Here is a 24,715-nt window from a genome sequence, read left to right as displayed (position 1 = left end):
AGCGCAACGGCCGCCCCCTGCAGTACTGCGGGGGGCGTACCTGGCAGGCAGCGCTCAGGCGGCAGCCAGCGCCTGGTAGCGGCGGTGCAGTGTTTCCACCTGCGCCTGCAGATCATCCGGGTGGCCATCATTGACCACCACATCATCGGCGAGCGCCAGCCGCTGTGCCCGACGGGCCTGGGCGGCGATCATCCGCTCGGCCAGCGCAGCGTCGATGCCGTCGCGCTGCATCAGCCGGGCGTGCTGCACGGCTTCGGGCGCGTCCACCACCAGGATGCGGTCCAGCCACGGGTAGGCCTGGCGCCCACCCACCTCAGTTAGCAGCGGAATGGCGGCAATCGCATACGGGCTGGAGGCCTGCATGCACTGCTGCTGCATCTGCTCGCGGATGGCAGGGTGGGTGATGGCTTCCAGCGCGGCGCGTTCGGCGGGGTCGGCGAAGACATGGGCGCGCAGACGGGCCCGGTCCAGCTGGCCGTCCGCCAGCAGCATGCCGGCGCCGAAGCGCTCGGCAATCCGGGCCAGGGCCGGGCTGCCGGCCGCCACCACCGCGCGCGCGGCCAGGTCGGCGTCAGCCACGACCACGCCCAGCGCCTCGAAGCGCCGGGTCACCTCGCTCTTGCCGGCGGCGATGCCGCCGGTCAGGCCCACCACGAAGCGGCTCATGAGCGTGGCCTCAGCGCATGCCCACCGAATGCAGGTAGGCGTTGATCAGCGGTTCGCCCCACATGAAGACCAGCCAGCCGGCGATGGCCAGGTAGGGGCCGAAGGGGATCGGCGTGGCACGGTCACGGCCGCGGCTGTAGAGCCACAGCGAGCCGACGATGGCGCCGACCACCGACGACAGCAGGACGATCGGCAGGATGCCCTTCAGCCCGCACCACGCGCCCAGGGCCGCCAGCAGCTTGAAGTCGCCATGGCCCATGCCTTCCTTGCCGGTCAGCTGCTTGAACAGCCACCACACCGACCACAGCAGCAGGTAGCCTGCCGCGGCACCGACCAGGGCCGGCTTGGCGGGCATGTACAGGTTGTCGATGCTGCCGATCAGGCCCAGCCACATCAAGGGCAGGGTGAGCTGGTCCGGCAGCAGCTGGGTGCGCAGGTCGATACCGGACAACGCCACCAGGAAGCAGGTCAGCACGATGGCGCCGAAGCCCTGCCAGCCAAAGCCCCACTGCCAGACACAGGCCAGTACCAGCAGCGAGGTCAGCGCCTCCACCAGCGGGTACTGCACGGAGATCGGGGCCTTGCAGTGCCGGCATTTGCCACCCTGGATGATCCAGCTGAACAGCGGGATGTTTTCGTACCAGGACAGCTTGTGCTTGCAGTGCGGGCAGTGCGAGGGTTCCACCACGATGCCCGGCGGTGGCGGCTCGTAGATGTCCGGCAGTTCCAGGATTTCGCGGGCGTCACGCTTCCACTGCCATTCCAGCCGCTTGGGCAGGCGCAGGATGACGACGTTCAGGAAGCTGCCCAGCAGCAGTCCGAGGGCGGCCGCGGCCGGGTAGCCGAGGCCGGGATGCTGGTCGAGAAAAGCCATTCAGTGATTATCCGACAACGGCGGCAAGTTTGAAGATGGGCAGGTACATGCCGATGACCATGCTGCCGACGATGGTACCAATGATCACCATGATGACCGGTTCCAGCAGGCTGCTCAGGGCATCCACGGCATTGTTGACTTCCTGCTCATAGTACTCCGCCACCTTGAACAGCATGGCGTCCAGGGCGCCGGCCTCTTCGCCGATGCCGGTCATCTGGATCACCATGTGCGGGAACAGGTTGAGCTGCTTCATGGCCATGTTGACCGGGTAGCCCACCGACACGTCATCGCGCATGCGCAGCACGCCTTCCTCGTAGACCTTGTTGCCGGTGGCGCCGGCGACGATGCCCAGCGCTTCCACCAGCGGCACGCCGGCCTTGAAGGTCACCGCCGTGGTGCGGGCGAAGCGGGCGATGGAGCTGTTGTGCATGATCTGGCCCATCACCGGCAGCTTCAGCACCAGCCGGTCCATGCCATGCTGCATCCTTGGGGAGCGCTTGTAGGCGGCGATGAAGCCGACAATGCTGCCGACGATGGCCAGCAGGATCAGCCACCACCACGACACCATGAAGCGGGACAGGTTGACGATCATCTGGGTGAAGGCGGGCAGGTCCGCGCCGAAGCCCTTGAACACGTCTTCGAACTGCGGCACCACCCAGACCAGCAGGATGCCGCTGACGATCAGCGCCACGGCCAGCACCATGGCCGGGTAGAACAGGGCCTTCTTGATCTTGCCCTTCAGTGCTTCGATGTTTTCCTTGTAGGTGGCCACGGTGTCCAGCACCGTTTCCAGCACGCCGGCACCTTCGCCGGCCCGCACCAGGTTGCGGTAGAGCTCGTCGAACTGCACCGGGTGCTTGCTGACCGCCTCGTACAGCGATGAGCCGCCCTCGATATCGGTCTTGATGCTTTCCACCATCTTCTTCATGCGCGGGTTCTTGTGCCCGCTGGCGATGATGTCCAGCGCGCCGACGATGGGCACGCCTGATTTCATCATCGTGGCCATCTGCCGGCTGAAGAAGGCAATGTCCTTTGGGGTGACCTTGCTGCCAGATGCCCCGAACAGTGGCTTGGACTTGGGCTTGACCACACCGGGGTTGATGCCCTGGCGGCGCAGCTCGGCCCGGAGCAGGTTGGCATTCTTGGCCACCTGCTCGCCCTTCATCTTCACGCCCCGCTTGTCGGTCCCCTCCCAGACAAACGGCTGCAGCTCCGTGGTGCTGCGCGCCACGGGCTCCTTCTTGATCGCACTGCGACTGACAGACATGTTGGCTCCCCAGGCCCGCCATCCCCAGGCGGGCATCATGGGAAGCGATGGTAGCCGGTTCGGCCCGGCTCGGGGAGTCGCCGGGCGTGACCGAGCGCCCGGATCCTGCCAGCAGTGGGCGGAAGCTGACGTGCTGCGTCACATTGCCGTGCCCATCGCACTTTACGGGGCGGGGGCTTCCCATCCGCGAAAATACTGCCATCATTGGCCCGGGGAAATCCGGGGGGAAAGCTGCCAGCACATTGGCACGATACCTGCGTTGATCCACCCGCAGGGCGGGCGGCCCGCTCACCGGCGCATGCCGGCCAGGCTCCGCCCTGACTCAACCACTACTTACTTGGGGATGTATCACATGAAGAACCAGAAGGGCTTTACCCTGATCGAACTGATGATCGTCGTTGCGATCATCGCCATCCTGGCCGCCATCGCGCTGCCGATGTACCAGGACTACGTGGCCAAGTCGCAGGTCACCGCTGCGCTGGCTGAAATCACCCCCGGCAAGACCCAGTTCGAGATCTTCGTGAACGAAGGCAAGGCGGCGGACGATTTCACCGCGACCAAGCTGGGTCTGCCGACCGCGCCGACCACCCGTTGCACCAGCTTCACCATCACCGCTGGCGCTGAAGGTTCGATCGCCTGCACCACCATCAAGGGCAGCCCGAAGGCGGCTGGCAACATCACCTGGAAGCGTGCGGCCGACGGTACCTGGACCTGCAACACCTCGGTGACCGACGACAAGTACTATCCGGTTGGCTGCACCAAGGCGGGTTAATCCACGCCGGGGTACGGATCCATCCAGAAGCCTCGCAAATGCGAGGCTTCTTTCTTATCTGCGATCGTGGGGACGATTGTGCACGTTCGTATTCAGGGGGGAAGAATGGTGTACAGGCAGAAGGGGTTCAGTCTCATCGAGCTGATGATCGTTGTAGCCATCATCGCGATCCTTGCAGCCGTCGCGCTGCCGATGTACCAGACATATGTGGCCAAGGCGCAGCTGAGTGCCGCATTGGCTGAAATGCGGCCCGGCAAGACAACGATCGAGTCGGTGGTGCAGGACAGCCGGAACAGCGCGCTTGTAAACGCGGCCTATATCGGCCTGGCGCCGTCCGCACGCTGCTCGGCGGTTTCGGCCGAACTGGCCGCCACCGGTGCTGCCAGTATCAGCTGCACCCTCATCGGGGGGCCGGCGGTCGCTGGCAAGGAGCTGGTCCTGCGTCGTACGACCGAAGGCACCTGGTTCTGCGACGGCACGCCGTTCGACGCGCGTTACCGCCCGACCGGCTGCTGACCGCCCCGGGCTGCCAAGGGATGTTGGCGGCCCGTTGACGGGGCTATCATGGCCGGGGGAGTCAGGATCGTGCTGCCGGGCTGAAGGCCGGGCAATGGCAGGTCGGCTGAAGGAACAGCATCCGCTGCGGGCCAGGGCCTGCGGCAGGTCCGGCTGCCCCTGTGCCGGGAGACCGCGGAGCGGCTCCGGCGCTGCCTGCTCGTGAACAAGGATCCACATGAACGCCGTCACCACCGCCAACCTCGTCGGTATCACCGGCATCGCCCGCCGCCTTGTGCAGGACGGTGCGCTGGATGAAGCCACCGCCCGTGATGCGATGGCCAAGGCCACTGCCGCGCGGCAGCCGCTGCCGCAGTGGTTTGCCCAGAACAAGCTGGTCAGTGCCTCGCAGCTGGCCGCGGCCGGCTCGGTCGAATTCGGCATGCCGCTGTTCGATGTGTCCACCTTCGATGCCAGCCAGAACGCGATGAGCCTGGTCAGCGAGGAACTGCTGCGCAAGCACAACGTGCTGCCGCTGTTCAAGCGTGGCGGCAAGCTGTTCGTGGGGACCAGCAACCCCACCCACGCGCTGGACGAGATCAAGTTCCACACCAATCTGGTGGTGGAGCCGATCCTGGTGGACGAAGACCAGATCCGCCGCACGCTGGAACAGTGGCATGCCAGCCACGACACCATGGGCGATGCGCTGGGGGGCGATGACGATGGCATGGCCAATCTCGACGTCAGCGGCGGCGACGAGGAGGGCAGTTCCGACACGGGCATCGACGCCAAGGGGGATGACACGCCCGTGGTGAAGTTCGTCAACAAGGTGCTGGTCGATGCCATCCGCAAGGGGGCATCGGACATCCACTTCGAGCCCTATGAAGACGACTACCGGGTGCGCCTGCGCATCGATGGCCTGCTGAAGATGGTCGCACGCGCGCCGGTGAAGCTGAACCAGCGCATCGCCGCGCGACTGAAGGTGATGGCGCAGCTGGACATCGCCGAAAAGCGCGTGCCGCAGGACGGGCGCATCAAGCTCAACCTGTCCAAGACCAAGCAGATCGACTTCCGCGTGAGCACGCTGCCGACCCTGTTCGGCGAAAAGGTAGTGCTGCGTATCCTCGATGGCAGCGCGGCCAAGCTGGGCATCGACAAGCTGGGCTATGAACCGGACCAGCAGACGCTGTTCCTGGAAGCGATCCACAAGCCCTACGGCATGGTGCTGGTCACCGGCCCGACCGGTTCGGGCAAGACGGTGTCGCTGTACACCGCGCTGGGCATCCTCAACGATGAGACCCGCAACATCTCCACCGCCGAGGACCCGGTGGAAATCCGCCTGCCCGGCGTCAACCAGGTGCAGCAGAACAACAAGCGCGGCATGACCTTCGCCGCCGCGCTGCGCTCGTTCCTGCGCCAGGACCCGGACATCATCATGGTGGGTGAAATCCGCGACCTGGAAACGGCCGAGATCGCCATCAAGGCCGCGCAGACCGGCCACATGGTGCTGTCCACGCTGCATACCAACGATGCGCCGCAGACCATCGCGCGCCTGATGAACATGGGCATCGCTCCGTACAACATCACCAGTTCGGTCACGCTGGTGATCGCCCAGCGCCTGGCGCGCCGGCTGTGCACGCAGTGCAAGCAGCGTGCGGAACTGCCCGGGCATGCGCTGCTGGCCGAAGGCTTCACCCAGGCACAGATCGATGCGGGCATCCAGCTGTACGAGGCGGTGGGATGCGATGAATGCACCGGCGGCTACAAGGGGCGCACGGGCATCTACCAGGTGATGCCGATGACCGATGAGATCGCCACCATCATCCTGGCCGGTGGCAATGCCCTGCAGATTGCCGAGGCGGCGCAGGCCATCGGCGTGAACGACCTGCGCCAGTCGGCGCTGGTGAAGGTCGCTGCCGGCGTCACCAGCCTGGCCGAGATCAACCGCGTCACCAAGGATTGACCGGGGGCGCCGCGCGACGGATGCGGGCGCACAGGCGCCCGCGCCGCCTTCATTCCATGCCCAGCTTCTTCAGCTTGTAGCGCAGCGCCCGGAAGGTGATGCCCAGCTGCGCGGCGGTGCGGGTCTTGTTCCAGCGGTTTTCCTCCAGCGCGCGCTGGATCGCGGTGCGTTCCATCTGCTCGATGTACGACGGCAGGGCCGCGCCGCTGGCAGGCAGGTCGGCCACGGCTTCCGGCGGTGCCGCAGCGCCCGGTGCGCGCGGTGCGTGCTGTGGCAGCCGCAGGTCGTCGATGCCGATGCAGTCTTCCTCGGCCAGGGCCAGGGCGCGCTCGAGAATGTTCTCCAGTTCACGCACGTTGCCGGGGAAGCCGTACTGGGCCAGCGCGTCCAGCGCGGAAGGGGCCAGCAGCGGGGTGGGACGGCCATGGCTGCGCGCCAGCCGTGCCAGGATCGCGGCGGCCAGGGCCGGCAGGTCCTGGCGACGCTCGCGCAGCGGCGGCACCTTCAGTTCGATGACGTTGATGCGGTAGTACAGGTCGTGGCGGAAGCGGCCATCCTCGACCAGCTCGGCCAGGTCACGATGGGTGGCCGACAGGATGCGCACGTCCACCGGTTCTTCCTGCGCGGCACCGACCGACCGTACCGATTTTTCCTGGATGGCACGCAGCAGCTTCACCTGCATCTGCAGGGGCAGTTCGGCCACTTCATCCAGGAACAGGGTGCCGCCGTTGGCGGCCTGGAACAGGCCGGGCTTGTCGGCGTGGGCGCCACTGAAGCTGCCCTTGCGGTGGCCGAAGAACTCGCTTTCCATCAGCTCGCCGGGGATGGCCCCGCAGTTGACGGGAATGAACGGGCCGGCCGCGCGCGCGCTCTGGCTGTGGATGGTGCGTGCCACCAGTTCCTTGCCCACGCCCGATTCGCCCAGGATGTAGACCGGGGCCTGGCTTCGGGCCACCTTGGCGATGGTGCCGCGCAGCTGTGCCATCGCCGCCGAATCACCCAGCAGGCGGCCACCTTCATCGCTGGTCGGCGCCGCCACGCGGCGTTCGGCATTGTTGAGTTCCAGCGCGTGCTTGACCAGACCGCGCAGCACGGCGATGTCCACCGGCTTGCTGACGAAATCGAAGGCGCCGGCCTTCAGGGCTTCCACCGCCAGATCCATGCTGCCGAAGGCGGTGATCATCGCCACGGGGGTATGCGGGAAGTGCTGGGCGATCTCACTGACCAGTTCGATGCCGTTGCCATCGGGCAGGCGCATGTCGGTGATGCACAGGTCGTACGGGTTGCTGGCCAGCAGCTCGCGGGCTTCGGCGAGATTGGCGGCGGTGCTGATGCGCAGGCCCATGCGGCCCAGGGTCAGCACCAGCAGTTCGCGGATGTCGCGCTCGTCGTCGACGATCAGTGCGCTGCGGGTGTCGTTCATGGGGATGAAAGATAGCCGAGGGAGTACAAAGCGACAAATGTTTGACGCGGTGGCATCGCGGTCACGGTGGCATCAGGGTATGCGGGCCGGGCAGCACCAGGCGGAAACAGGAGCCGCCGGCGGGAACCGGAATGTAGTCCAGACGTGACTGGTTGGCGCGGCACAGCTCGCGGGCGATGTACAGGCCCAGGCCGGTGCCGTGCTCGGAGGTGGTGAAGAAGGGGCGGAACAGCTGTGCGGCGACGGTTTCGGGAATGCCCGGGCCGCGGTCCATCACGTCCACCACCGCACTGCGTTCGTGGCGTGCCACGCGCAGGCGGATGCGCGCGGGCTGGTCGCCGACACGGCCGTACTTGAGCGCGTTGTGCACCAGTACGGTCAGTACCTGGTGCAGGTGGCGCGGATCGACCTGCGCGGCCACCGTGGTCTCGCTGATGATCGGCTCCAGGCTGTCGGTTTCCAGCGTGAGTGTCTGCTTGTACTCGACCACGAAGCGGCGCACGAACGCGACCAGGTCCACGTTCTCGGGGGTGGCGCGCTCGCGCCGGGCCAGGCCGAGCACGCTTTCGACGATGCCGTTGGTGCGCTGGCACTGCTGGCGGATGATCTGCAGCAGCCGGCGGTCGCTTTCGTTGAAGCCGGTACCTTCTTCCAGCAGCTGCACGGCGTAGTTGATCGCCGCCAGCGGGTTGCGGATCTCGTGGGCCAGGCTGGCCGAAAAGCGCCCCATCGCCGAGAGCGTGAGGGATTCGGCCCGGCGCGAGACCACGCTGGAGTCGTCCAGGAACACCAGCACCAGGTCGCTGCCGGCCAGCAGGCGGGCAAAGCGCGGCTGCACTTCCGGCTGGTCCGGGGCCAGCTGCAGGGGCAGCTCGTCCTGCACCCAGCCGTTGCGCCAGCGCTGCAGGCGGCGGGCCAGTTCGGGCGCGATGGCCGCCAGGTCCAGGCGGCCACTGGCGGCGGCATCGTCGTTGTCGCCCAGCAGGTTGGCACCGGCCTCGTTGGCCAGGGTGATGCGGTTGTCGGCATCGACCACCAGCACGCCGGTGCGCATGCGGCGGATGATCAGCTCGTTGATCTGGAACAGGTTGGCCACTTCGTCGCCGCGCTGGTTGGCCAGCTGCTGGTTGCGCCGCGCACGGTTGCCGACCTGGTGGCTGATGAAGGCCACGGCCAGGTAGCTGGTGGTGAACATGGCCAGTTCGGCCAGGGTGCGCGTGGGATCACCGCCCTCGGTGACCTTCCAGGCATATTCAATGGCCGTGGCCACGCTGGCCGCCATGGCCAGGCTGACGCTGAGGGTCAGCGGCAGCAGGGTGGCGGCGGCCGCGATGTTGAACAGCAGCGACATCGAAATGCCGGCGCTGGCACCGGGCAGTGCATGGGCGAGCATCGAGGCGGCGACGATGTCCACGGCCACGCCGCAGACCACGATCGGCCGCAGCCACTGTTCGCTGCGGCCCACGGTCAACAGCAGCAGCGACAGCACCAGGTAGGCGCCGCTGACCCACGAGGCCAGGTGGGGGTGGTCGGGGGCGCCGACCATCGAGGACAGGGGGCTGAACAGCAGTGCGGCGATCACCGAGGCCATCAGGACGCGGTAGAGCGCGAAGAAATACAGCTCGCGCCGCGGGATCGACTCGATGCGGTCGATGAGTGAAGCACTGGGTGACACGCCGGAACTCCCCTTCAGGCTGCCTGGAATCTGGTTCTGTGCGGACGCGCGGTAAACCGCAGCCGGGCAAGTATAGGCCCCGGGACGGGGCCTGACCGGGGCGCAGGTCGCGCATTCGGTACCGCCGGGGCACCAGCGGCCACGGCGGTGCCGGGCGGGGCAGGGCGCAACTGACTGAAATTCCGCCGGAATCCCGGGGGGCGAGGTGTCGCGGAACTGACTTCTTTGCGCCCCGGCGCCGGCTCAGCCACAATAGTGGGCCCGCCGCGGTCCGTGCCGGTGTCCCTGCCCGGGGCCCCCGAGGAATTGCGTGCGGTCGTTCCTATTCCCACGGTGACGCATGAATTTCCACGAATACCAGGCAAAACAACTGCTTGCCGAATACGGCATCCCGGTCCCGGCCGGCAAGGTCGCAGCGACCCCGGACGAGGCGGTTGCCGTCGCCCAGTCGCTGGGCCAGGGCCCCTGGATGGTCAAGGCGCAGATCCACGCTGGCGGCCGCGGCAAGGCAGGCGGCGTCAAGTTCTGCAAGACCGTCGATGACGTGAAGGCCGCTGCGGCCAAGATGCTCGGCACCAAGATGGCCACCTACCAGACCGCCGGCGTCGAGCTGCCGATCAACCTGGTGCTGGTGACCACCGCCGGCGAGATCGTCAAGGAGCTGTACCTGTCGGTCCTGGTGGATCGTGGCACCCGCACCATCAGCTTCATCGCTTCGTCCGAAGGCGGCATGGAGATCGAGCAGGTCGCCGCCGAAACCCCGGACAAGATCCACACGCTGAACGTGGACTTCGTCGAGGGCGTGCAGGGTTACCACGGCCGTGACATCGGCTTCAAGATGGGCCTGACCGCCAAGCAGGCCGGCCAGTTCGCCAACATCATGGTGAACCTGTACCGCATCTTCAACGAAAAGGACCTGGCCCTGGTTGAGATCAACCCGCTGGCCATCCTGGACGACGGCAACCTGTACGCGCTGGACGGCAAGTTCAACAGCGATGACAACGCCAACTTCCGCCACAAGGCACTGGTCGCCATGCGCGACAAGTCGCAGGAAGATGAAACCGAAGTGACCGCTTCGGAGCTGGACATCAACTACGTCACCATGGACGGCAACATCGGCTGCATGGTGAACGGCGCCGGCCTGGCCATGGCCACCATGGACGTCATCAAGCTCAACGGCGGCGAGCCGGCGAACTTCCTGGACGTGGGCGGCGGTGCCAACAAGCAGCGCGTCATCGAAGCCTTCAAGCTGATCCTGTCCTCGGACAAGGTCGAAGGCATCTTCGTCAACATCTTCGGCGGCATCGTCCGCTGCGACATGATTGCCGAAGGCATCATCGCCGCGGTGAAGGAAGTGGGCGTCAAGGTTCCGGTCGTGGTGCGCCTGGAAGGCACCAACGTGGAAGAAGGCAAGCAGCTGCTGCGTGACAGCGGCATGGCCATCATCCCGGCTGACAACATCAACGACGGCGCCAAGAAGGTCGTTGAAGCGGTCAAGAACGCCGCCTGATCCCGACACCAAGGAATTCACATGTCTGTTTTGATCAACAAGAACACCAAGGTGATCGTGCAGGGCTTCACCGGCCAGCAGGGTACCTTCCACGCCACCCAGATGATCGAGTACGGCACCCAGGTCGTCGGCGGCGTCACCCCGGGCAAGGGCGGCACCACCCACATCGACCTGCCGGTGTTCAACACCGTCGCCGACGCCGTGCAGAGCACCGGCGCCGATGCATCGGTCATCTACGTCCCGCCGCCGTTCGCGGCTGACGCGATCCTGGAAGCCGCAGCTGCCGGCATCAAGGTCATCGTCTGCATCACCGAAGGCATCCCGGTGCTGGACATGCTGCGCGTGGACAACGTGCTGAAGAGCGCCTACCCGGGCACCGTGCTGATCGGGCCGAACTGCCCGGGCGTCATCACCCCGGGCGAGTGCAAGATCGGCATCATGCCGGGCCACATCCACAAGCCGGGCAAGATCGGCATCGTGTCGCGTTCGGGCACCCTGACCTATGAAGCGGTCAAGCAGACCACCGAAGTCGGCCTGGGCCAGTCCACCTGCATCGGCATCGGCGGTGACCCGATCAACGGCCTGAACTTCGTCGACTGCCTGAAGCTGTTCAACGAAGACCCGCAGACCGAAGGCATCATCATGGTCGGCGAAATCGGCGGCGACGCTGAAGAAGCCGGTGCCGAGTACATCAAGAACCACGTGAAGAAGCCGGTCGTCGGCTTCATCGCCGGTGCGTCGGCTCCGGCCGGCAAGCGCATGGGCCACGCCGGTGCGATCGCCTCGGGCGGCAAGGGCACGGCCGAAGGCAAGTTCGCCGCCATGGAAGCTGCCGGTGTCGTCACCGTCCGCTCGCCGGGCGACCTGGGCGCTGCCATCGCCAAGCTGGTCAAGTAAGACCGCTCGGCAGGGGGAGTCGACTGCCCGTCGACGGCGCTTCTGCCGGCGTGCATGAAACAGGAAGGCCGCCTCCGGGCGGCCTTTCTGCGTCTGGCGCCAGGTAACCCGGTCGGGCTCATCCACGCATGGCGTGGATCTACCCGGGGGCATCCCGGCGGGCGCACGGCGCGGCGTTACAATGGCGCATTGCAACCACAGGCTGGACCCCATGGCTTCGATCCGCATCGCGATGGCGCAGTTTGATTTTCCGGTCGGCGATGTGGCCGGCAACACCGAGCGCATCATCGGGTTGATCGGCCAAGCGCGCGACGAGTTCGGGGCCGAGCTGGTGATGTTCCCGGAGCTGGCCGTCAGCGGCTACCCGCCGGAAGACCTGCTGCTGCGCCCGGGCTTCCTGCAGGACTGCGCCCAGGCACTGGAACACATCGCCGCGGCCTGCACGGGCATCACCGCGGTGGTCGGCTGGCCGGAATCGGCCGGCGCGGTGGTCTACAACGCGGCCAGCGTGCTGCGCGATGGCATCGTCGAAAAGACCTACCGCAAGCGCGAGCTGCCCAACTATGCGGTGTTCGATGAACGCCGCTACTTCGATGTCGACCCGGACGGCGGCAGCTGCGTGTTCGAGGTCAATGGCATTCCAGTGGGCCTGCTGATCTGCGAGGACCTGTGGTTTGCCGAGCCGCTGGCCGACACCGTGCGTGCCGGCGCGCAGCTGGTGGTGGTGCCCAACGCCTCGCCCTACGAGCGCGGCAAGCATGCCCAGCGCGATGCCGTGCTGGCCGCACGCACCCGCGAGAGCGGCGCGGCCATCGCCTACCTCAACGTGGTCGGTGGCCAGGACGCGCTGGTGTTCGATGGCGCCTCGGTGGTGGCCGACGGTGACGGCACCGTGCACCCGGCCGCGGCGGCCTTCGTCGACCAGTGGCTGGTGGTGGAATATGACGGCGCGCACCGCCGCTTCATGCCGCACGTGTGGATGGACGATGGTGACGAAAGCATGGATGCGCTGGCCTGGCGAGCAGTGACCCGGGGCATCCAGGATTACTGCCGCAAGAACGGCTTCAAGAAGGTATGGCTGGGCCTGTCCGGCGGCATCGACTCGGCGCTGGTGCTGGCGATGGCGGTCGATGCACTGGGCGCGGACAACGTCACCGCCGTGCGCCTGCCGTCGCGCTATACCGCCGGGCTGTCCAACGACCTGGCGGTGGAACAGTGCCAGGCGCTGGGCGTGACGCTGGAAGGGCTGTCCATCGAGCCGGCGTTCAAGGGCCTGATGGAGGCGCTGGCGCCGATGTTCGAAGGCACCACGCCGGACCTCACCGAAGAGAACCTGCAGTCGCGCAGCCGTGGCGTGATCCTGATGGCGCTGGCCAACAAGTTCGGCGGCCTGCTGCTGACCACCGGCAACAAGAGCGAGTACGCGGTCGGCTACGCGACGATCTATGGCGACATGTGCGGTGGCTACGCGCCGCTGAAGGACCTGTACAAGACCGAGGTGTTCGGCCTGGCCAAATGGCGCAACACCGTGGGCGGCGCCCCGGTGATCCCGCCGGCGGTGATCAGCCGCCCGCCGTCGGCGGAACTGCGCGAGAACCAGCTGGACCAGGATTCGCTGCCGGCCTACGACGTGCTGGACGGCATCCTGTACCGCTACATCGACCAGGAGCAGTCGCGCGGGGAGATTGTCGCCGCCGGTTACGATGCGGCCGTGGTCGACCGCGTGCTGCGCCTGGTGCGCATCAGCGAATGGAAGCGCCACCAGGCTGCGCCGGGCCCGAAGGTCTCGCGCCGCGCCTTCGGCCGCGAGCGCCGTTACCCGATCAGCAACGGCTACACGGCCTGAACCCCGTCCGCCGGGCAGTGCCCGGCGGCAGTGCGGGCATCCGGCCGTGCCTAGGGCACGTCCTGGAGCAGCGGCTCCAGCCGGATGGTCTCGGCGGGCCCATCGAAGTGGCCAGCGCCCAGCCGTGCGCGCACGAAGGCCAGGCCATCGGCGGTGGCCGCATCCAGGGTGCCGCGGTGATCCACCGGGTAGCGCCGGAAGGCGACCGGTTCACCACGTACGGCCAGCCCGGTGGCATACAGCAGGGTGGTGAGGTAGGGCACATCCCGGTCGTGCTGGCCATGGCCCAGCATCAGCGGCTGGCCGAAGCCCTGGCGTGGCACGCCGAGATAGTCATGCAGCAGGGCCCCGATGCCCGCGACCTGCGCCAGCGGCGCGGTGAACATCTCGCCGGTGCTGGCACCGTCCAGCGCCGTGGCCAACGGGCCCAGGCACAGCTGGCGCGCCTGGGCCACCCGGGCCCGCCCGGCCGGGCTCAGCACGGCGTCGATCCGCGGTGCCATCTGCAGCAGGCCATCGAGCAGATAGGCGTGGTAGGCGTTGAGTGCGCCGGGATTGGCGGCCCGGTTGCCGGGCGTCATGGCCAGCACGGTCAGTTCGACGGCGGTCGGCGTGCCGGTGGTGAAACTGCCCCGGTAATCCAGGCCCGTGTCCTGCTGGCGGGCTGCCAGGTGCCCGGCGACCAGGGCGGCGGCGGCCCCTTGTGAGTGGCCGACCGATACCCAGCGCGGCGACAGCTGCCCCGCTGGCAGCAGCTGGTGGCTGGCGGTCACCAGGTCGAGGGTGTTGCGTGCGGCGGTACGCACATGCAGATAGACGTGCGCGCCCGGGCTGCCCAGGCCCTGGTAGTCGGCGGCCGCCACGGCGTAGCCGTCCGCCAGGAACTGGTCCAGGAAACGGCCATCACGCTCGGGCTGGTAGGGGCCGGAGACCGAGGGTGCGCAGTGGTCGGCGATGCCTTGGGTGCCATGCGCCCAGGAGACCACCGGCCAGCCGCCGGCCGGGGCGGGACCGGCCGGCAGGTACAGCAGGCCCGTGGCCTGGGCGAGATTGCCGTGGGGGTCCGCGGTGCGATAGACCAGCCGGTAGGCCTGGGCGGCCCGGGAGGGCACCCAGCTGGCGTGATAGGGCGTGGCGCTGACCAGGTCGCCTGCCTGTGCGGCGGTGGCGGCCGGAGATGCGGACAGCGCGAGCAGGAGCGTGGCCAGCAGGCCGGCGGGGGAGCGGAGGCGGCGGCAGGGACGGGACATGGGATGGAGACTCCAGCGGGCCGGGAGGGCCGTTGCGCTGCAGTCTGTGGGCCCGGGGGATCGCCACGTTGCGATGGCGGTCGCAGTGGGCGCTGTTTCCAACCCTTCCTAGCCGGCGTGAGGGGCGCTGCCGGGCGCGCGGCCCCAGGGAAAAAGAAAGGCCCCTTGCGGGGCCTTTGCTTACTTGCGTTCCAGGCGGGCGTTGCGTTCCCCGGTGCTGGCCGATTTCTCGCCGGCGAACGGGTTGAGCTTGCGGATGGCCCAGGGGTACTTCGGCCAGTTGCCGGCCAGCCACGGGTGGTCGGGCTTGTTCAGTTCCAGCACGCGGCGCGCGTCGGCCGCCAGGGTCTTGTTGCCCAGGTGGGTGTAGGCCTCGGCCAGCACGGCCACGGCATCGTACTGGAACGCGCTCTGCGGGTAGGTTTCCAGCAGGTAGTTGGCGCGGCCGGCAGCAGACACCCAGGCGTCGCGGCGCAGGTAGTACAGGGCGTTGTCCAGCTCGTACTGGGCGAACACGTCACGCAGCTCGATCATGCGCTGGCGGGCATCGGCGGCGTAGCGGCTGTTCGGGTAGCGGTCCACCACGATGTTGAAGTCCGAATACGCCTGGTGCGGGGTCGACAGGTCGCGGCGGCTCGAGTCCAGGGACCATACGCGGCGCAGGAACACCGTATTGCGGTTGCCGTTGGACAGGCCGCGCAGGTAGTACATGTAGGCGATGTTGCGGTGGGTCGGGTAGGTGCGGATGAAGCGGTCGATGCTGGACACCGCGTCATCGTGCTTGCCGGCCTTGTACTGGGCGTAGGCGGTTTCGATCATCGCCTGCTCGGTGTACGGGCCGTACGGGTACTGGGCGATCAGGCGGCGGAAGCTGGCTTCGGCACCGCTCCAGTTGCCGCCCTGCATGAGCTTGTGGCTCTTTTCGTACAGCTGCTCCGCCGGGACTCCTTCGTCGGGGCGGTCGGCCTTGGCACCACGGTGGCAGCCGGTAGCGGCGATGACCAACACCAGCAGCAGGGCGGTGAGGCGGACGGGCGCAGAGAGCAGGGCGGAGCGTCGGATCATGAGGTCGAGGCGGGACGCGGCTGGAATACGAAGGGTCGATGATAGCCTAGTGGCCTGTCCAGCGACTGAAACCGACGGCCGGACCCCCTAAATTTTCGTTCCACACCCCCGATATGTCTGAACAAGCCCCCGAAATGGCCCGCCAGGCCACCATTCCCGACACCTCCGCCGGCCGCCGTTTCGACGCGGTGGTGGCCGAACTGTTCCCCGAATTCTCCCGTTCGCGCCTGACCGAGTGGATCAAATCCGGCGATGTACTGCTGGACGGGGCCGCCGTGCGCCCCCGCGATCCGGTCCGCGGCGGCGAGCAGGTCACCCTGCAGGCGGTGCTCGACACCCAGACCCACGCCGAGCCGGAGGACATCCCGCTGGACGTGCTGTTCGAGGATGAGCACCTGCTGGTCATCAACAAGCCGGTCGGCCTGGTGGTGCACCCGGGGGCCGGCAACAGCAGTGGCACGCTGGTCAACGCGCTGTTGTACCGCGACCCGTCCGTGGCGGTGCTGCCGCGTGCGGGCATCGTGCACCGCCTGGACAAGGACACCAGCGGCGTGATGGTGGTGGCCCGCACGCTGGAAGCGCAGACCGCGCTGGTCGAGCAGCTGGCCGCGCGCGACGTGCACCGCCAGTACCTGGCCGTGGTGATGGGCCCGCTGGTGGCCGGCGGCACGGTGGACGCGCCGATCGACCGCCACCCGCGTGACCGCCTGAAGATGGGCGTGCGCGAGGATGGCAAGGACGCGGTCACCCACTACCGCCTGCGTGAGCGTTTCCGCGCACACACGGCGCTGGAGTGCCGCCTGGAAACCGGCCGCACGCACCAGATCCGCGTGCACATGGCGCATATCCGCCACCCGATCGTCGGTGACCCGCTGTACGGCGGTGCGCTGAAGCTGCCCAAGGGGGCCAGCGATGAACTGGTGGCCGCGCTGCGTGGCTTCAAGCGCCAGGCGCTGCACGCCGAAACGCTGGAATTCAGCCACCCGGTCACCGGCGAGCCGGTGCGCAACACCGCCCCGGTGCCGGCGGACATGCTGCACCTGATGAAGGTGCTGCGCGAGGACAGCGAAGCGTTCGCCGAACGCGAGCGGGACCGCTGGTGAGCACCGCGCCGCTGCCGTTGCTGCAGGCCGACTGGCCGGCGCCGCCGGGGGTGCATGCGCTGACCACCCGGCGTCATGGCACCGGGGTGTCGCACGCCCCGTTCGACCAGTTCAACCTGGGCAACCGGCACGCGGCCGATGGCGATGATCCGGCGCGGGTAGAGCAGAACCGGGCGTTGCTGGCGCAGGGCCTGGCGCTGCCCTCGGCGCCGCATTGGCTGCGCCAGGTCCATGGCACCACCGTGCTGCGTTTCGATACCGCCCCCCTGGCGGGCGCGGCCGAGCCGGTGGCCGATGCGGCGGTGACCGCGACCCCGGGCGTGGTGCTGGCGATCCTGACCGCTGATTGCCTGCCGGTGGTGTTCGCGGCGGCCGATGGCAGCGAGATCGGTGCGGCCCACGCCGGTTGGCGCGGCTTGGCCGATGGCATGCTGGAAGCCACGGTGGCGGCGATGCAGACCGCTCCAGGCCAGCTGCGTGCCTGGCTGGGGCCGGCAGCGGGCCCGGCGGATTACGAGATCGGCGAGGATGTCTTCCACGCCTTCGTCGGCCATGACGCCAGTGCCGGCCATGCGTTCGTGGCGACCCGGCCCGGGCACTGGAAAGTGGACCTGTACGCACTGGCGCGGATGCGCCTGCAGGCCGCGGGCCTGGCCGCCAGCGACATCCACGGCGGCACGCTGTCGACGATGGCCGATGCGGACCTGTTCTCGCACCGCCGTGACCGGCGCACCGGGCGCATGGCCACGCTGGTGTGGATGGGCTGATGCCCGGCGCGCACGCTCCCGCGGCCGAGGCGACCATCGTCTTCGACGGCGTGTGCGCGCTCTGCAGCCGCTGGGTCCGTTTCCTGCTGCGCTTCGATCGCCGCAGGCGCTACCGTTTTGCCGCCATGCAGGGCACACAGGGCAGCGCGCTGTTGCTTACCCACGGGCTGGACCCGAAGGACCCGTTGTCGTTCCTGCTGGTGGACGGGGAGGGCGCCTGGACCGATACCGATGCCATCGTGCGCGTGCTGGTGGGGCTGGGCGGCGCCTGGCGACTGGCCGGGGTGCTGCGGTGGCTGCCGCGCCACTGGCGTGATGTGGCTTACCGCGCGCTGGCGCGCAACCGCTACCGCTGGTTCGGGCGGCATGACGCCTGCTATCTGCCAGCTCCCGACGAGGTAGCGCGGTTCCTGGATTGATCCCCGCCGGGCATGGCCCGGCGCTAGCGGCGCGCGTTCGTGTGGGCAACGGGCTTCATGCTTCCAATGCCGCCAGGTAGCTGCGCCGCCAATGGTTGATGTCGTAGGTGCGCAGGTGCTCCATCATCGCGTGCCAGCGTTCCTGGCGCCGGCGCAGCGACATCGTCGCCGCAGTGGCGATGGCATCGGCCATGCCGTCCAGATCGTAGGGGTTCACCAGCAGCGCCTGCTTGAGTTCGTCGGCGGCACCGGCCAGCAGGGACAGCACCAGCACGCCAGGATTGTCCGGGTCCTGCGAGGCGACGTATTCCTTGGCCACCAGGTTCATGCCATCGCGCAGCGGCGTCACCAGCCCCACGGCGGCGGCACGGTAGAAGCCGGTCAGGGTGGCATGGGTGAAGTTCTGGTTGACGTAGCGCAGCGGCGTCCAGTCCGGTGCGGCATGGCCGCCGTTGATGTGGCCGGCGGTCTGTTCGAGCTGGCTGCGCAGCTGCCGGTATTCGGTGACATCGCCACGTGAGACCGGGGCGATCTGCAGGTAGGTGAGCGTGCCGCGCTGGTCGGGATGGCGTTCGAGATAACGCTCGAAGCCCTGGAAGCGTTCCGGCAGCCCCTTGGAGTAGTCCAGGCGGTCCACGCCGATGGCCAGCTGCCGGTTGCGCAGGCTGGCACGCAGGTCCTTCACCGCACTCTTGCCGACGGCGGTGGCGGCCTGCTGGGCGATCAGCGCGGTGTCGATGCCGATCGGGAACGCGGCCGCACGGAAGCGGCGTCCGCCCGGCGCCTGCAGCGTGCCATCGCCCAGCACCGTGCCACCGCCGAACAGGCGGACGTAGGTCTGGAAGCGATCGGCATCGCGCTGGGTCTGGAAGCCGACCAGGTCGTAGGCATACAGCGCCGAGAACAGCCGCAGGTGGTCGGGCATCGCCTGCAGCAGGTCGGCCGAGGGCATCGGGATGTGCAGGAAGAAACCGATGCGGCAACCGATGCCGCGCTCGCGCAGCATCGCCGCCAGCGGGATCAGGTGGTAGTCGTGGATCCAGACGATATCGTCGTCGCGCAGCAGCGGGGCGAGCCTGTCGGCGAACAGCGCATTGACCTGGTGGTAGATCTCGCGGGTGCCGCGATCGTAGTCCACCAGGTCCAGCCGGAAGTGCAGCAACGGCCACAGCGTGCGGTTGGCGAAGCCGTTGTAGTAACCATCGACATCACGCTTGGACAGGTCCATGGTCACGAAGCGGATGTCGCCGTCGCGCTGCTCATGCAGTGCGCCGCTTTCGCGCGTGCTCCTGCCGCTCCAGCCGAACCATAGCCCGCCGCGCTCGCGCAGTGCCGCCAGCAGGCCAACGGCCAGGCCACCGGCGCGGTTCTCCCCGGGCACGGCGACGCGGTTGGACACCACCACCAGGCGGCTCACGAGGCATCCTGCCAGGAGCGCGACAGGCGCATGGCTGCCGTGATCAGGCCCACATGGGAATAGGTCTGCGGGAAATTGCCCCAGGCCTCGCCGGTGTCGAAGGCCAGGTCTTCCGACAGCAGGCCCAGGTGGTTGCGCTGTTCCAGCAGGGTCTCGAACATCGCCCGTGCTTCGTCCAGCCGGCCGATCGCCGCCAGCGCATCGATGTACCAGAACGTGCAGATGGTGAAGCTGGTTTCCGGTGCGCCGAAATCATCCGGGGCGACATAGCGGTACAGCGCGTTGCCATGCTTGAGGTCGCGCCCGATGGCCTCCACGGTGGCGATGAAGCGCGCATCGGTGGCAGCGATGAAGCCGATGTCCGCCAGCAGCAGCAGGGATGCATCCAGGCGGTGCCCGTCGAAGGCATCGGTGAAGTGGCCGAGATCTTCATTCCACGCCTTGTCCATGATGCGGGCGTGGATGGTGTCCGCACGCTCGCGCCAGTACTGTGCGCGGTCGTCGCGCTTGAGGCGGATGGCGATCTTGCACAGGCGATCGCAGGCGGCCCAGCACATCGCGCTGGTATAGGTGTGCACCTCGGTACGGCCACGGAATTCCCACAGGCCGGCATCGGGCACGTCGTGCAGGGCAAAGGCCTGCTCGCCCAGCGGTTCCAGCCGCGCGAAGGCATGCGCATCGCCCGGGTCCTGCAGGCGGCGGTCGAAGAACAGCTGGGTGGAGGCCAGCACCACGCTGCCATAGACATCGTGCTGGCGCTGGACCCAGGCCAGGTTGCCACGGCGTACCGGGCCCATGCCGCGGTAGCCGGACAGGCTGGGGACCTCGTCCTCGTCCAGGCGGGCCTCGAAGCCAATGCCGTACAACGGCTGCAGCGTGCCGTCGGTGGTGGCGATGTTGAAGATGTAGCCCAGGAACTGCTCCATGGTGCGGGTGGCGCCCAGGCGGTTCAGCGCGCGCACCACGAAGGCGGCATCGCGCAGCCAGCAGTAGCGGTAATCCCAGTTGCGGCTGCTGCCGGGTGCTTCCGGGATGGAGGTGGTCATCGCGGCGATGATCGCGCCGCTGTCTTCGTACTGGCACAGCTTCAGGGTGATCGCGCTGCGGATCACCGCGTCCTGCCACTCCAGTGGAATGGACAGGTAGCGCACCCATTCGCGCCAGTAGTCACGCGTGCGCTGGAACGCTTCCTGGACATAGCCGCTTATCGACCGGGTCAGTGATTCATCCACGCCCAGGATCAGGTGGATGGGATGGTTGAGCACGAACGGCAGCCCGTCGCGGACGAAGCGCACGGGGACGTCGGTGGTCAGCCGCAGCACGTGGTCGGGCAGGATCCAGCGCACGTGGTTGCTGCCCCAGGTGGAGTCGGGCACGCGCGCGCCCCAGTCGGCCAGTGGGCGCGCGCGCACGATGATGCGCGGGCTGCCGGCGAGCGGGCGCACCTGGCGGACCAGGCTGACCGGCCGGTAGAAGCGGTCGTTCTGCCGCCAGCGGGGCGCGAAGTCGAGGATTTCCAGCACGCCGCCATGGCGGTCGCGCAGCACGGTGCGCAGGATGGCGGTGTTGGTCAGGTAGGCCTGCTCGCTGCCGGCGAAGTCTTCCAGTTCGATGGAAAAATCGCCGCCCTCCTGCTGGTTGGGCCCCAGCAGGGCGCAGAAGGTGGGGTCGCCGTCGAAGGTGGGCAGGCAGCTCCAGACGACGCGGGCGCGCTTGTCGAGCAGGGCGCCGAAGCTGCCGTTGCCGACCACGCCCAGATCAAGATCGGGTTGGGTCATCACGCTGGACATCTCGGTTGCGGCCGTGGGGGCGGCACGTCAGTAGGCATTCTCACGCAGCCAGGCGTGCACGCTGCGTATGTCCGGCAGGGAAAACACGGCCGCGCTGGGTTCGCGTTCACCCACCAGTACACTCCAGCCATGCAGGCCATTGGCCGCATCGAAGCCGAATTCATCGGTCAGGTCATCGCCGATGAACACCGGCAACCGGCCGCGGAAGGGCAGGTACTGCATCATCCTGCGCACGGCGCGGCCCTTGTCGCTGCCCACTGGTACGAACTCGACCACATGGTCGCCCGGCTGCAGGCGGTACCCGCTGTGGCCGCGGATATGGCGTTCGGCAAAGGCCCGCACATCGTTGCCGGCGTGCGGGGCGCCCCGCCAGTGCAGGGCCAGGCTGGGCCCCTTGTCTTCCACCAGCACGCCGGGATGCCCGTGCGCGAAGCGCATGGCCTGCTGGTGCAGCGCGTGCAGCCAGTCGCCGGTGTGGTCATCGTGCGCATCACGGATGACCTGGCCGTCCTGGCCACGCAGTTCGTGGCCGTGCAGGCCGGCGGAGGGCAGCCGCAGGGGCGCGAACAGGGCATCGATCTGCGCCAGCGGGCGGCCGCTGACCAGTGCCACCGCACCTTCCAGGCGGTCGCTGATGCGGCCGACCGCTTCGCGCACGTCCGGCAGCAACTGCACGGTGTCCGGGCGCTGGGAGAATTCGATCAGGGTGCCATCGACATCCAGGAACAATGCACAGGCATCGTCCAGCAGCGGTGGCGGCGGACGCAGGGGGAGATCATCAGCCATGCCACGCACGATGCCAGCGCGCGCGTGTAGGCGGGGTCGAGGCGCGCCCGGTGACCCCGCCAGCGACCCGCCGGTACCGGTCCGGTCCGGCGGGATGCAGGACGGCCCGTGCCGGGGCACAGGCCGCCGATGCGATCAGAACGTGTAGCGCACGCGGCCGTAGTAGTACGCGCCATTGCTGCCGATCGGCGAAAGCACGTCGTACGGCAGGTTGCCGAAGTAGTAGATGTCCGAGTTGGAACGATCCGAATAGGTGTCGCCCAGGTTCTGCCCGCCCACGGCCACGCTCCAGTTGGCGTTGACGCGGTACTCCACTTCGGCATCGAGCTGGTACTTGGCCGAATAGGTCTGGCGCGGGATGTAGCCATCGCCGAAGTTGAACACGCGGGTGGCGCTGCCATAGCGGTTGACCCGGCTGGTCAGGGTCCAGTGGTCGTTGCTCCAGGTGCCCGACACCGATGCACGGGTGCGCGGGGTGGCATCGGTCAGCGTGTTGGTTTCCTCGATGCCGAACAGCACGTAGTCGGCGTTCAGCCCGCGCAGTGCGGCCGGGGTGGCCAGGGTGTTCTTCAGCGTGGTCTTGGCATAGGCCCAGGTGCCGGTCAGCAGCAGCTGGCCACCGGCCAGCGACTGCCGCCAGTTGCTCACCAGTTCGGCACCGCGGGTGCGGGTGTCGGCGGCGTTGACGAAGAAGCTGGCGCTCTGCAGGCCGTTGACGCCGTAATTCTGCTGCACGAAGGTGGTCAGGGCATCGCCGGTGATGCTTTCCGACAGCGCGATGCGGTCGTCGATGTCGATCTGGAACACGTCCAGCGACAGGTCGAAGTGTTCGCCGACGCGGCTGGTGAAGCCCAGCGAGGTGTTGAGCGACTTCTCCGGCTTCAGGTCGGTCGCGCCCAGGCCGCGGGCGATCGGATTGTTGACCGACAGCAGGCGGCCCTGCACCAGCTGGCCACCGGCGTTGTAGCCGGTGGAGGTGGATTCATAGCCGATCTGCGCCAGCGACGGGGCGCGGAAGTTGTTGGAGAGGGCGCCGCGCAGGGCGAAGGCCGGGGTGAATTCGTAGCGCAGGCCGAGCTTGCCGGTCAGTTCGCCGCCGAAGTCATCGGAGTGTTCATAGCGCGCTGCCAGGTCGGTGGAGAAGTGGTCGCCGAACTGGCTGGACAGGCTGGCGTAGACGCTGGCGACATCACGCGACAGGCGCGCGGCATCCTGCGGGGTCAGGCCGCCACCGGCCTGCGAGCCGGTCGGGCGGTCGGTGAACGGGCCGGCGGCATAGCTGGACGGGTCGCCCGGACGCGTCTGGTAGCGCTCATGGCGGACTTCACCGCCCAGGCCCAGGGTATGGGTGATGCCGGGGGCCTGTTCGAACGCGCGGGTCACGTCCAGGTTGCCCACGGTCTGCGCATAGGTGTAGTCGGCCGTCTTGAAGCGGGTCGGGCTGGTCGGGCCGAGCGAGGCATTGAGCGAATCACGCAGGCCGTAGGTGAAATCGTTCTGGCCATGGTCGACGCTGGCGTCGTAGGTCCAGTCCGACCACTGGCCACGGGCACCGGCCACCAGTTGCAGATCGCGGTTGTCACCCAGCGAGACCGGGCGGTAGCCGTTGGGGTAGACCTGGGTCCAGTTGGCGTCGCTGTCGGGGTAGCGGAAGTAGTTGGCACCCTCGGAATTGCGCTTGTTGTACGTACCGAAGGCGTAGAAGGTCGAGCTCTGGCCGAACGGCAGCTGGCCGTTGAACCACAGGTTGGTATCACGCGTGGCGCTGTCGCCGAGCACGTAGTTGCGCTTGCCCTGCAGGGCAAGGTTGGCCGGGCTCTGGTCCCATGGCGGAATCTGGTCGAAGCCGGCGCGGTTGGTGCCGTCGTGGTGCTTGTACTCCACGCCGGCGCGGATGAAGCCGCCGTTCTCGCCCAGCGTCTTGCCGAATTTGGCGGTGATGTTGCCGGTCTGGCCATCGGTGAGGGTGCGGCCGATCGGCTTGAGATCGGTGTGGTTGGCACCGTAGCTGGCCTCGACCACGCCACCGTCGCCGCCGTCATCGAGGATGACGTTGATCACCCCGGCCACCGCATCGGAGCCGTACAGCGCGCCGGCACCGTCGCGCAGCACTTCGATGCGCTTGATCGCGCTGACCGGAATGGAATTGAAATCCACCGGTGTGGTGCCCTTGCCGATCTTGCTGTCGGTGTTCACCAGCGCGCTGTGGTGGCGGCGCTTGCCGTTGACCAGCACCAGCACCTGGTCCGGGGACAGCCCGCGCAGCTGCGCGGCGCGCACGTGGTCGGCACCGCCGGAGTTGGACTGGCGCGGGAAGTTGAACGACGGCAGCAGCGCCTGCAGCGCACTGCCCAGCTCGCCGTTGACCACGCCGGCCTTGCGGATGTCTTCAGCGGTGAGGACGTCCACCGGCGAAGTCGATTCGAGCACGGTGCGGTTGGAGGCGCGCGTGCCGGTGACGATCACGGTGTCGAGGTTGGTGGCGTCCTGCTTGGCGGCGTCCTGGGCCAGGGCGAGGGAAGGGGACAACGCAAGGGCGATGGCGAGGCCCAGGGGCGACGCGGACAGGCGGGGGGACATGCAGACCTCAGCAACAACGACGTGGAAGGGGGAGATAGTTACACTTACATCCATTCGGATGAAGAGATATATTATATTCGCGTGATGATCGATGTGGGCGCAACCCCTGTCCCTGATCGCATCAGCTCATGCCCCTGCGGCATGAGTCGA

At 67.7% G+C, this 24,715-nt stretch carries 20 protein-coding genes; 9 read left to right on the top strand and 11 right to left on the bottom strand.

The features are described 5' to 3' along the window. Positions 1–54 precede the first annotated feature (54 nt). The 3 genes from coaE to Q9R17_RS04065 are packed head-to-tail and all read right to left on the bottom strand — an operon-like array spanning position 55 to position 2,807. On the bottom strand, positions 55–666 hold the full coding sequence (gene coaE, locus Q9R17_RS04075; protein WP_308157171.1) for a dephospho-CoA kinase: 612 nt from the start codon (positions 664–666) through the stop codon (positions 55–57). 10 nt (positions 667–676) lie between these two features. Further along, on the bottom strand, positions 677–1,540 hold the full coding sequence (locus Q9R17_RS04070; protein ID WP_308157170.1) for an A24 family peptidase: 864 nt from the start codon (positions 1,538–1,540) through the stop codon (positions 677–679). A 7-nt stretch (positions 1,541–1,547) separates the two neighbouring features. Next, a complete protein-coding gene (locus tag Q9R17_RS04065) occupies positions 1,548–2,807 on the bottom strand; it encodes a type II secretion system F family protein (protein WP_308157169.1) in 1,260 nt (419 codons plus the stop codon). 352 nt (positions 2,808–3,159) lie between these two features. Here Q9R17_RS04065 and Q9R17_RS04060 point away from each other — a divergent pair, with 352 nt between their 5' ends. From Q9R17_RS04060 to pilB, 3 genes are all read left to right on the top strand, one after another. After that, positions 3,160–3,579 carry a pilin gene (locus Q9R17_RS04060; RefSeq protein WP_308157168.1) on the top strand — a complete coding sequence of 140 codons (420 nt, stop codon included), beginning with the start codon at positions 3,160–3,162 and terminating at the stop codon, positions 3,577–3,579. A 108-nt stretch (positions 3,580–3,687) separates the two neighbouring features. Next, positions 3,688–4,095: a pilin gene (locus tag Q9R17_RS04055; protein ID WP_308158271.1), complete on the top strand. Its 408-nt coding sequence runs from the start codon at positions 3,688–3,690 to the stop codon at positions 4,093–4,095. A 217-nt stretch (positions 4,096–4,312) separates the two neighbouring features. Further along, on the top strand, positions 4,313–6,037 hold the full coding sequence (gene pilB, locus Q9R17_RS04050; protein ID WP_308157167.1) for a type IV-A pilus assembly ATPase PilB: 1,725 nt from the start codon (positions 4,313–4,315) through the stop codon (positions 6,035–6,037). Positions 6,038–6,086: 49 nt separating this feature from the next. Here pilB and Q9R17_RS04045 read toward each other — a convergent pair whose 3' ends face one another. Together Q9R17_RS04045 and Q9R17_RS04040 are read right to left on the bottom strand one after the other, a co-directional pair. After that, a complete protein-coding gene (locus Q9R17_RS04045) occupies positions 6,087–7,460 on the bottom strand; it encodes a sigma-54 dependent transcriptional regulator (protein ID WP_308157166.1) in 1,374 nt (457 codons plus the stop codon). 61 nt (positions 7,461–7,521) lie between these two features. Next, on the bottom strand, positions 7,522–9,135 hold the full coding sequence (locus tag Q9R17_RS04040; RefSeq protein WP_308157165.1) for an ATP-binding protein: 1,614 nt from the start codon (positions 9,133–9,135) through the stop codon (positions 7,522–7,524). Positions 9,136–9,475: 340 nt separating this feature from the next. Here Q9R17_RS04040 and sucC point away from each other — a divergent pair, with 340 nt between their 5' ends. From sucC to Q9R17_RS04025, 3 genes are all read left to right on the top strand, one after another. Continuing rightward, on the top strand, positions 9,476–10,645 hold the full coding sequence (gene sucC, locus Q9R17_RS04035; protein WP_125362066.1) for an ADP-forming succinate--CoA ligase subunit beta: 1,170 nt from the start codon (positions 9,476–9,478) through the stop codon (positions 10,643–10,645). Between the two features lie 21 nt (positions 10,646–10,666). Then, positions 10,667–11,542 carry a succinate--CoA ligase subunit alpha gene (gene sucD / locus Q9R17_RS04030; protein ID WP_308157164.1) on the top strand — a complete coding sequence of 292 codons (876 nt, stop codon included), beginning with the start codon at positions 10,667–10,669 and terminating at the stop codon, positions 11,540–11,542. Positions 11,543–11,753: 211 nt separating this feature from the next. Then, positions 11,754–13,388, top strand: a complete 1,635-nt coding sequence (locus Q9R17_RS04025; protein ID WP_308157163.1) for an NAD+ synthase — start codon at positions 11,754–11,756, stop codon at positions 13,386–13,388. Positions 13,389–13,438: 50 nt separating this feature from the next. Here the strand turns inward: Q9R17_RS04025 and Q9R17_RS04020 are convergent, their stop codons facing one another. Together Q9R17_RS04020 and Q9R17_RS04015 are read right to left on the bottom strand one after the other, a co-directional pair. Then, positions 13,439–14,638, bottom strand: a complete 1,200-nt coding sequence (locus tag Q9R17_RS04020) for a lipase family protein (RefSeq protein ID WP_308157162.1) — start codon at positions 14,636–14,638, stop codon at positions 13,439–13,441. A 180-nt stretch (positions 14,639–14,818) separates the two neighbouring features. Further along, positions 14,819–15,703 carry an outer membrane protein assembly factor BamD gene (locus Q9R17_RS04015; protein WP_308157161.1) on the bottom strand — a complete coding sequence of 295 codons (885 nt, stop codon included), beginning with the start codon at positions 15,701–15,703 and terminating at the stop codon, positions 14,819–14,821. 113 nt (positions 15,704–15,816) lie between these two features. On the opposite strand from Q9R17_RS04015, the gene rluD reads away from it, so the two are divergent. Genes rluD through Q9R17_RS04000 form a run of 3 tightly spaced genes read left to right on the top strand, consistent with a single transcriptional unit; the run spans position 15,817 to position 17,992 of the window. Continuing rightward, positions 15,817–16,806, top strand: coding sequence for a 23S rRNA pseudouridine(1911/1915/1917) synthase RluD (rluD, locus tag Q9R17_RS04010; protein ID WP_308157160.1), 990 nt, complete (start codon positions 15,817–15,819; stop codon positions 16,804–16,806). Beyond that, positions 16,800–17,573: a peptidoglycan editing factor PgeF gene (gene pgeF / locus Q9R17_RS04005; protein WP_308158270.1), complete on the top strand. Its 774-nt coding sequence runs from the start codon at positions 16,800–16,802 to the stop codon at positions 17,571–17,573. The genes rluD and pgeF overlap by 7 nt, the downstream gene beginning before the upstream one ends. Then, positions 17,573–17,992 (top strand): DCC1-like thiol-disulfide oxidoreductase family protein, encoded by a 420-nt coding sequence (locus tag Q9R17_RS04000; protein WP_308157159.1) that lies wholly within the window; start codon positions 17,573–17,575, stop codon positions 17,990–17,992. The genes pgeF and Q9R17_RS04000 overlap by 1 nt, the downstream gene beginning before the upstream one ends. A 55-nt stretch (positions 17,993–18,047) precedes the next feature. Here the strand turns inward: Q9R17_RS04000 and otsA are convergent, their stop codons facing one another. The 4 genes from otsA to Q9R17_RS03980 all read right to left on the bottom strand — a co-directional run bounded on the left by otsA (position 18,048) and on the right by Q9R17_RS03980 (position 24,565). Then, complete coding sequence (gene otsA, locus Q9R17_RS03995) at positions 18,048–19,409, bottom strand: alpha,alpha-trehalose-phosphate synthase (UDP-forming) (RefSeq protein ID WP_308157158.1); 1,362 nt, start codon at positions 19,407–19,409, stop codon at positions 18,048–18,050. After that, complete coding sequence (locus Q9R17_RS03990) at positions 19,406–21,187, bottom strand: glycoside hydrolase family 15 protein (protein ID WP_308157157.1); 1,782 nt, start codon at positions 21,185–21,187, stop codon at positions 19,406–19,408. The genes otsA and Q9R17_RS03990 overlap by 4 nt, the downstream gene beginning before the upstream one ends. Positions 21,188–21,226: 39 nt before the next feature. Next, entirely contained in the window at positions 21,227–21,985 is a 759-nt protein-coding gene (otsB, locus tag Q9R17_RS03985; RefSeq protein ID WP_308157156.1) for a trehalose-phosphatase, read from the bottom strand. A 135-nt stretch (positions 21,986–22,120) separates the two neighbouring features. Beyond that, the gene (locus Q9R17_RS03980) at positions 22,121–24,565 is read right to left on the bottom strand and encodes a TonB-dependent receptor (RefSeq protein ID WP_308157155.1); all 2,445 of its coding nucleotides are present in this window, start codon (positions 24,563–24,565) and stop codon (positions 22,121–22,123) included. Positions 24,566–24,715: the final 150 nt, after the last annotated feature.

Source organism: Stenotrophomonas sp. 24(2023) (genome assembly GCF_030913365.1).
In the GTDB taxonomy this organism is placed as follows: domain Bacteria; phylum Pseudomonadota; class Gammaproteobacteria; order Xanthomonadales; family Xanthomonadaceae; genus Stenotrophomonas.
The sequence above is the reverse complement of the archived record's forward strand: the minus strand, read 5'-3'. Positions and strand labels throughout refer to the sequence as shown.

What these genes read in the sequence shown, in the direction of transcription:
- coaE (WP_308157171.1), bottom strand. Translation starts at nt 666, where the DNA reads ATGAGCCGCTTCGTGGTGGGCCTGACCGGCGGCATCGCCGCCGGCAAG.
- Q9R17_RS04070 (WP_308157170.1), bottom strand. Translation starts at nt 1,540, where the DNA reads ATGGCTTTTCTCGACCAGCATCCCGGCCTCGGCTACCCGGCCGCGGCC.
- Q9R17_RS04065 (WP_308157169.1), bottom strand. Translation starts at nt 2,807, where the DNA reads ATGTCTGTCAGTCGCAGTGCGATCAAGAAGGAGCCCGTGGCGCGCAGC.
- Q9R17_RS04060 (WP_308157168.1), top strand. Translation starts at nt 3,160, where the DNA reads ATGAAGAACCAGAAGGGCTTTACCCTGATCGAACTGATGATCGTCGTT.
- pilB (WP_308157167.1), top strand. Translation starts at nt 4,313, where the DNA reads ATGAACGCCGTCACCACCGCCAACCTCGTCGGTATCACCGGCATCGCC.
- Q9R17_RS04045 (WP_308157166.1), bottom strand. Translation starts at nt 7,460, where the DNA reads ATGAACGACACCCGCAGCGCACTGATCGTCGACGACGAGCGCGACATC.
- sucC (WP_125362066.1), top strand. Translation starts at nt 9,476, where the DNA reads ATGAATTTCCACGAATACCAGGCAAAACAACTGCTTGCCGAATACGGC.
- sucD (WP_308157164.1), top strand. Translation starts at nt 10,667, where the DNA reads ATGTCTGTTTTGATCAACAAGAACACCAAGGTGATCGTGCAGGGCTTC.
- Q9R17_RS04025 (WP_308157163.1), top strand. Translation starts at nt 11,754, where the DNA reads ATGGCTTCGATCCGCATCGCGATGGCGCAGTTTGATTTTCCGGTCGGC.
- Q9R17_RS04020 (WP_308157162.1), bottom strand. Translation starts at nt 14,638, where the DNA reads ATGTCCCGTCCCTGCCGCCGCCTCCGCTCCCCCGCCGGCCTGCTGGCC.
- Q9R17_RS04015 (WP_308157161.1), bottom strand. Translation starts at nt 15,703, where the DNA reads ATGATCCGACGCTCCGCCCTGCTCTCTGCGCCCGTCCGCCTCACCGCC.
- rluD (WP_308157160.1), top strand. Translation starts at nt 15,817, where the DNA reads ATGTCTGAACAAGCCCCCGAAATGGCCCGCCAGGCCACCATTCCCGAC.
- Q9R17_RS04000 (WP_308157159.1), top strand. Translation starts at nt 17,573, where the DNA reads ATGCCCGGCGCGCACGCTCCCGCGGCCGAGGCGACCATCGTCTTCGAC.
- Q9R17_RS03990 (WP_308157157.1), bottom strand. Translation starts at nt 21,187, where the DNA reads ATGACCCAACCCGATCTTGATCTGGGCGTGGTCGGCAACGGCAGCTTC.
- otsB (WP_308157156.1), bottom strand. Translation starts at nt 21,985, where the DNA reads ATGGCTGATGATCTCCCCCTGCGTCCGCCGCCACCGCTGCTGGACGAT.
- Q9R17_RS03980 (WP_308157155.1), bottom strand. Translation starts at nt 24,565, where the DNA reads ATGTCCCCCCGCCTGTCCGCGTCGCCCCTGGGCCTCGCCATCGCCCTT.